Origin of the sequence: Streptococcus sp. DD10 (genome assembly GCF_001578805.1) — a bacterium.
GTDB lineage: Bacteria > Bacillota > Bacilli > Lactobacillales > Streptococcaceae > Streptococcus.
On sequence record NZ_KQ969166.1, the window covers coordinates 24,316 to 30,669 of the forward strand.

General features: G+C 38.8%; 8 protein-coding genes. 1 reads left to right on the forward strand and 7 read right to left on the reverse strand.

From position 1 onward, the window contains the following. Positions 1-316: 316 nt before the first annotated feature. From sufC to truA, 7 genes are all read right to left on the reverse strand, one after another. Positions 317-1,087 (reverse strand): Fe-S cluster assembly ATPase SufC, encoded by a 771-nt coding sequence (gene sufC / locus STRDD10_RS09260; RefSeq protein WP_067195414.1) that lies wholly within the window; start codon positions 1,085-1,087, stop codon positions 317-319. 137 nt (positions 1,088-1,224) lie between these two features. Beyond that, complete coding sequence (locus tag STRDD10_RS09265; RefSeq protein WP_067195417.1) at positions 1,225-2,391, reverse strand: glycosyltransferase family 4 protein; 1,167 nt, start codon at positions 2,389-2,391, stop codon at positions 1,225-1,227. Next, a complete protein-coding gene (mecA, locus tag STRDD10_RS09270) occupies positions 2,387-3,130 on the reverse strand; it encodes an adaptor protein MecA (protein WP_067195420.1) in 744 nt (247 codons plus the stop codon). The genes STRDD10_RS09265 and mecA overlap by 5 nt, the downstream gene beginning before the upstream one ends. 331 nt (positions 3,131-3,461) lie before the next feature. Continuing rightward, positions 3,462-4,025, reverse strand: coding sequence for a TIGR01440 family protein (locus STRDD10_RS09275; protein WP_067195421.1), 564 nt, complete (start codon positions 4,023-4,025; stop codon positions 3,462-3,464). Positions 4,026-4,029: 4 nt separating this feature from the next. Further along, entirely contained in the window at positions 4,030-4,497 is a 468-nt protein-coding gene (locus STRDD10_RS09280) for an ECF transporter S component (protein ID WP_067195424.1), read from the reverse strand. After that, positions 4,487-5,248: a bifunctional hydroxymethylpyrimidine kinase/phosphomethylpyrimidine kinase gene (locus STRDD10_RS09285; protein ID WP_067195427.1), complete on the reverse strand. Its 762-nt coding sequence runs from the start codon at positions 5,246-5,248 to the stop codon at positions 4,487-4,489. Before STRDD10_RS09285 ends, STRDD10_RS09280 begins: the two co-directional genes overlap by 11 nt. Beyond that, positions 5,241-5,987: a tRNA pseudouridine(38-40) synthase TruA gene (gene truA / locus STRDD10_RS09290; RefSeq protein ID WP_067195430.1), complete on the reverse strand. Its 747-nt coding sequence runs from the start codon at positions 5,985-5,987 to the stop codon at positions 5,241-5,243. The genes STRDD10_RS09285 and truA overlap by 8 nt, the downstream gene beginning before the upstream one ends. Before the next feature lie 54 nt (positions 5,988-6,041). On the opposite strand from truA, the gene STRDD10_RS11665 reads away from it, so the two are divergent. Continuing rightward, positions 6,042-6,354 (forward strand): hypothetical protein (locus tag STRDD10_RS11665; protein WP_231853408.1); only part of this gene is annotated, 313 nt, incomplete at its 3' end.

Below are 6,354 nucleotides of genomic sequence, written 5' to 3' on the forward strand. Positions count from 1 at the left end.
TAAAAAGATACTCTATTCTAATTTTTATTTCCTTTTATGCTTCTCTGATATGGTGCAGATGTCAGCAATTCCTTTCAGAATTTCAAGACTAAAGTTTGAACTAACAGTCTCAAACTTTTCAAGTTTTTAAACGATTAACAGTTTGAAAACTTTCACCACAGCAAAAAATTACTCGGGTGGTAGAACCACCTAAGACCGTCGCCTTTTATTTAAAAACGACAGAACTGATACTAGTCATCCTAGTGGGCAAGATTGATTGATCCTGTGCCAGGTCACACAAGACAGACTAGCAAAAATAACTATTTAAAAATAAAAATTATAGCTCTTCTTTATAGTCGTATCCCAGTTCTTCTGCAAGTTTAGCATATCCTTCACGTTCTAAACGTGCTGCTAGTTCTGGTCCTCCTGAGAGGACAACACGACCTTCCATCATCACATGTACTACATCCGGTGTAATGTAATTAAGCAAACGTTGGTAGTGAGTGATAATCATCGCACCAAACCCTTCACCACGCATAGCATTTACTCCTTTTGATACGACTTTAAGCGCATCGATATCAAGACCCGAGTCGATTTCATCTAGTAGGGCAAAAGTTGGTTCCAACATCAACAATTGTAAAATTTCATTCCGTTTTTTCTCACCACCTGAAAATCCTTCATTAAGGTAGCGCTCTGCCATTTCTTCCTTCATATTAAGAAGTGCCATTTTTTCGTCTAGCTTAGTGATAAACTCACGGACAGATACTTTTTCATGATCTTCTTTCCCTGCATTCATAGCTGCACGGAGAAATTCTGCGTTTGTAATTCCTGGAATTTCAGATGGGTATTGCATAGCGAGAAATAGTCCCATACGAGCACGTTCATCAACTTCTAACTCGAGAATATTCACACCATCAAAAAGAACTTCTCCACCCGTAACCTCATAATTTGGATTTCCCATGATAGCTGCTGAAAGAGTTGATTTTCCTGTACCATTTGGTCCCATGATAGCTGCAATTTCCCCTGTTTTTAGTGTCAAATTGACCCCTTTAAGAATCTCCTTGCCTTCAATTTCAACATGAAGGTCTTTAATTTCCAATACTGACATTATAGTTCCTCTCTATGTTACGATTTTAGAATTGGTATCTCAAGTAATAGTAGCTCTGAATACTACTTCTTACCCATACTCCCCTCTAGTATATCAAAAAAAAGCCCAAAAGGCTTTCTTTTTGTTTAGAACTATTCTTATTTACCACGACGATAACGACGTTTACGACGAACTTCTTCTCGATAACTGGAGTTTCCTAAAAAACGAAGAATATTTAAAAGAGGAGTACGATTCTCACCTAAAATTCCAACTAGTTCTGCAAAGAGTTCTGCCCCAAACATAAGTCCTAGAACCAATAAAACTCCACCTATCCGACTTGAAACATTGAGAAGAAGGGAAATCATCGAGAAAATCATCGAAATACCATAAATCACAAGAACCGTTCCCCGATGAGTCAAACCCAGTTGCAAAAGGCGGTGATGCAAATGATTTCGGTCTGGTTTGTAAAACTTTTCGCCTGACAAGGTCCGACGAATAATGGCCATAAACGTATCCCAAATAGGTACTCCCAATATAATGATAGGGGTAACAATGGCAACAGCAGTTGCATTTTTTAAACCTTGCAGGGATAAAACTGCTATCATAAATCCCAAAAAGAGGGCGCCCGTATCTCCTAAATAGATGATAGCTGGATGATAATTGTAAGGAAAAAATCCCAAAATTGCCATCACTAAAACGAAAATGGTAACAGGCAAAAAGAGATTATGTCCTGGTAGAAAAAAGTAAGCAACTATCCCCATCGTTACAAGTGAAATCATGGATACACCACTTGCCAAGCCATCTAAACCATCGATTAAATTGACCGCATTCATAATGGAAACAATCCAAATAATCGTCAAGATAAAAGAGAGCCAAGGGGCAAAATGAATTACTGGCCCCCCAAACGGGATTTTAAAATCATCCAAACGAAAGTCTGTGAAAAACCAAATGATACATGCTGCTACAATCATCCCCAACATTTTAAGTGGTGCTGACAGTTCCTTCACATCATCAACCAAACCCGTGATAGCAATCACCAAAACAGCAATAATGACAGGAAACATATAATCAAAATAAGTCTGCCCCCAAAAACTATAGGGCATAATCATGGGTAGAAATAACAAAACAGACAACGCAAATGAAAGGATAATAGCAAGCCCACCTGCACTTGGCATCGGTTTTTTATTAATCCGCCGGGCATTTGGGTGATCAACTGCACCTATTTTTAAAGAAAGAAGTCGAACCAATGGAGTCAAAATAACACTCATGAAAAAGGTGGCAATTAAAATTAATATATACTGTAATGGAAATGGAATCATACTAATAAGTCACTTTCTGGAGATTCTTTACCGCATCATCCATGATAAGTAACCGCCCATGCTCCTGCAAGACAGCCCGACTCACTTCGCTATCATTTGCATGCTCTCTCATCCGTGCTAATAGCCAAGTAGGGTATGCAGTAGGATGATTTTCGATATTGACCAATACAGTTAAATAGTACCCACCATCTAGCTTGTACAGTTCAGATGTATCGACCGGATAGTCTATCATTTTTGCGTAATCTACTACTTCTTTCAAATCCTTGAAATGCAAAATATAGTAAATATAAGGTGCCGGATCCTCCACTGCTTTATTCTCTGATTGTTCAGAGCGAGCTTCATCTCGCTTTTCTTCCTCTATCAAGTGCTGAACAGCATCCATGTCATCCTTACTATAAGCCATAATACTCTTCTCCAAACGCTTAAGAAGATCGTCTGTTGACAGATTAGCAAAATCACTTATGTCAGAGAGATCATCCATATCTTCAAAATCAATATTCTGATTTATTTTGGACTTAGTGACAAAAACATCAATACGATCTGGTTTGGGAGTCACTCGAAAACTCAACATACCACTTTCAAGAAAGTTTTCTGGCATATCCAGTTCATCTAAAATCGTGTAAAAAAATTCTTCTGTTTTTTCTTGGGGCATTAAAAAGTCTGAAATTTCCATTCCATGTTCTTCTAGCTCTTCTAACAACAAAGTGATTTTAATGGTAGATTCACTTATTTGTTTCATTTTCATTGTATTACCTCATACATGTAGTCTTCCTTTCATTATACTAAAAAAAGGAGAATTTTACAAAGTATTGCTGATATTTGATCCTCCCTCAATTTCTTCCTCTCTTCCTTATTTAGTTTCATCTCTTTAAACAAGGAACCTAGTCCAAGGGACAGATACAAAAAAAGTCGGAGAAATCGTCTGCTTTCCCCGACTTTCTAATTTCTATTAAAATGAGAAACACAATTATTTCATTCTCGATTTAGTCTCTTAGTCAGCGTTTAATACAGGACCGCAAGATACAAAATGAAAGAATCGCAGGTCAGTCCACGAATCAATAAATTCAGCTTTGCCTTTAGGCCTTACGAAGAGGATCTTGACGATAGTTGGCTCTTGCACCTCCTATCAATTTAGGACGACTGGCTAAAGCAGTCACTCTAGCACTCCCTATCACTCGCTTGACAGGTCGAACTGGAACTTGCACATGTTTGATATGCATTCCTATCGCGGTTTCCCCAATATCGATTCCTGCTTGGGCAGTAATATACTCCACTTCCACTGGATCTTTCATTAAGTCAAAAGCAGCTAACTGTCCAGAGCCACCTGCATGCAGTGTTGGAAGAACATTGACAATCTCAAGTCCCTTTTGTTCTGCCAATTCTCTCTCGACAACTAGGGCTCGATTGAGGTGTTCACATCCTTGAACAGCAAGATAAATACCACGCTCCTGCAAGACTTCTAAAAAAGTGTGAACAATTATCTGCCCAATTTCTAGACTAGAATTCTTCCCAATCCATCCACCTACTACTTCACTAGAAGATAAGCCCAAAACCAAAATCTGTCCCGATTGTAATTGGGACTTTTCTAGTACGTCTAAAAGAACTGTCTCCGTATCTGATTGAATCTTTTCTAAATCCATACACTCACCATTTCTGTGGAACGAGGCGGTGAAGGGTGTATCCCAAAATCATTCCAACCAAGTTTTGTGAGAAATTCGGTAAAATTTCTGTCAAAGCTGCTCCCCAGCCATGCCCCAAGATTATCGCAGATACGATAGCATAACCTGCCACCATCACCAGGCTAGCCAGTACTAGACCCAGGATCTGAAATTTCCCTTTTAAGCCCGCAAGATAACCTTGAGCACCATGAATGAGAAGACTAAAGAACATCCACTGAGGATAACCTGATATCAAATCAATCAAGAAGCCTGTTACACCGCCAACGATAGCTCCTTCACGCTTTCCAAATCGGATTGCCGTGAAAAAAATTCCAACATCAAGTAAAGTCACCATCCCCGTTGGTGTGGGTAATTTGAGAAAATAGCCTAAAACAACAGATAAAGCAGCTAGAATTGCTAAACGGGTGAGAGTTTTTGTTTGATTAGTTGTCATATTGTACTACCCCATACTGATCAGATTTTTGAATAGCGTGAAAGACAAAATCTTTAGAAATGCGAACGGCATCTAAAACATTTTTTCCTACTACAAGCTGACTTGCGATACTAGAGGCAAAAGTACAACCTGCACCTGTATTATTTTTTTCAAGGAGTTCCCCTTCAAGAATCGTGAACTCATTTCCATCATAGACAACATCGATAGCTTTTTCTTGGTCCAGACGGTTTCCTCCTTTTACCACCACATGTTTTGCTCCTAAATCATATAATTTTTGGGCAGCTATTTGCATATCCTCTATGGTTTTTATACTAATTTGTGTCAGTAGTTCTGCTTCAGGTAGATTAGGAGTAATGACACTAACATAAGGGAAAAATTTAATTAACTCAGTACGAAGAGCTGAAACCTCCACGTCATGACTTTCCTTACAAACAAGAACCGGATCAAGCACCACAGGAATCGCTGTATGGGTCTTGACAAAATCTAAAGCCAACTCAGCTATTTCAACATTTGGTAAAAGTCCTAGTTTAATTCCTGCAAATGGAACATCCTTTAGCGAATCTAACTGTTGAGCAAAAATATTTTGTTCAATCGGTATTACTTCAAATCCTTTTTCCGTCATAGCTGTCAAGCAGGTAACAGCTACAAAACCATGTTGTTTATTCGTAGTATAAGTGGCCAAATCTGCATGTAGTCCTCCACCACTAAAAATATCATTACCAGAAATTGCTAAAATGAAATCATTACTCATAACGTATCTCCTTTAAATACAAGCCGTTCGGGGCTGCAGTTGGTCCTGCTAGATTTCGATCTTTTTCGTTTAAGATACGATCAATCTGCTCAATAGGCATCCGACCGTTCCCAATTTTTAAAAGCGTTCCGACCATATTGCGAATTTGTTTATACAAAAATCCATTTCCCGAAAAGGTAAACGTTAACAGGTGATGGTCCACATCTACCGATAAATTCGCCTCCGTGATTGTACGCACCTTATCCTCAACACTGGTTCCAGAAGCCGTGAACCCAGTAAAATCATGTTTCCCTATCAATTTTTTGATAGCTGTTTGCATGATTCCTATCTCTAGTGGATAGGGATAATGAGTGGCATAGTGTCGCATCATGGGATTCTTAGGACGACCGTAATCAACTATAAATTCATAAGTCTTGCTATGTTTATTGTAGCGCGCATGAAAATCATCTGCGACAACCTCCACACGAATAAAATCAATATCCTCAGGTGTTTGCGTATCCAAAGCAAAACGCAACTTTTCCTCATCACGCAACTGGGGTAAATCAAAATGAATCACCTGCCCCAAAGCATGAACACCACTATCTGTTCGCCCAGCTCCGTGAACCTGAACCTTTTGTCCTTTATTGATCCGTGTCAGAGTTTTCTCAATTTCTTCTTGCACACTACGAGCATGTGGTTGCCGTTGAAAACCTGAAAAATCAAAACCATCGTATGAAATAACTGCTTTATATCGTGTCATAGCTTTATTTTACCAAGAAAAAAAAGTCGCTCAAGAAGAAAAAACGTAATCTGTATGGGTACAGTTGGCTTACCTCTCTTATTCTACCCCAAAAAAAGAGGCTCTATAATATCTGTAGTGGGTAACTCCACCGCGGGTATTATAGAGCTTTTTCTATTTAGCAAAAAAGCCCACATGATTTATAATGAAAAGCGTTCAAACCTCATTAGAAAGAATCACAGGGACACGCTTAATCTTAGCACAAAACTCCTCGGAATAACAGGCACAAACACCAAGAACAACGATATTGTGGAACTGGATACCCACAAAAAAATCATCTCTCGCTTACACTCAACTATTTTCAAAAAACAACCTCGTCCATTGTCTG

What these genes read in the sequence shown, in the direction of transcription:
- sufC (WP_067195414.1), bottom strand. Translation starts at nt 1,087, where the DNA reads ATGTCAGTATTGGAAATTAAAGACCTTCATGTTGAAATTGAAGGCAAG.
- mecA (WP_067195420.1), bottom strand. Translation starts at nt 3,130, where the DNA reads ATGAAAATGAAACAAATAAGTGAATCTACCATTAAAATCACTTTGTTG.
- STRDD10_RS09275 (WP_067195421.1), bottom strand. Translation starts at nt 4,025, where the DNA reads ATGGATTTAGAAAAGATTCAATCAGATACGGAGACAGTTCTTTTAGAC.
- STRDD10_RS09280 (WP_067195424.1), bottom strand. Translation starts at nt 4,497, where the DNA reads ATGACAACTAATCAAACAAAAACTCTCACCCGTTTAGCAATTCTAGCT.
- STRDD10_RS09285 (WP_067195427.1), bottom strand. Translation starts at nt 5,248, where the DNA reads ATGAGTAATGATTTCATTTTAGCAATTTCTGGTAATGATATTTTTAGT.
- truA (WP_067195430.1), bottom strand. Translation starts at nt 5,987, where the DNA reads ATGACACGATATAAAGCAGTTATTTCATACGATGGTTTTGATTTTTCA.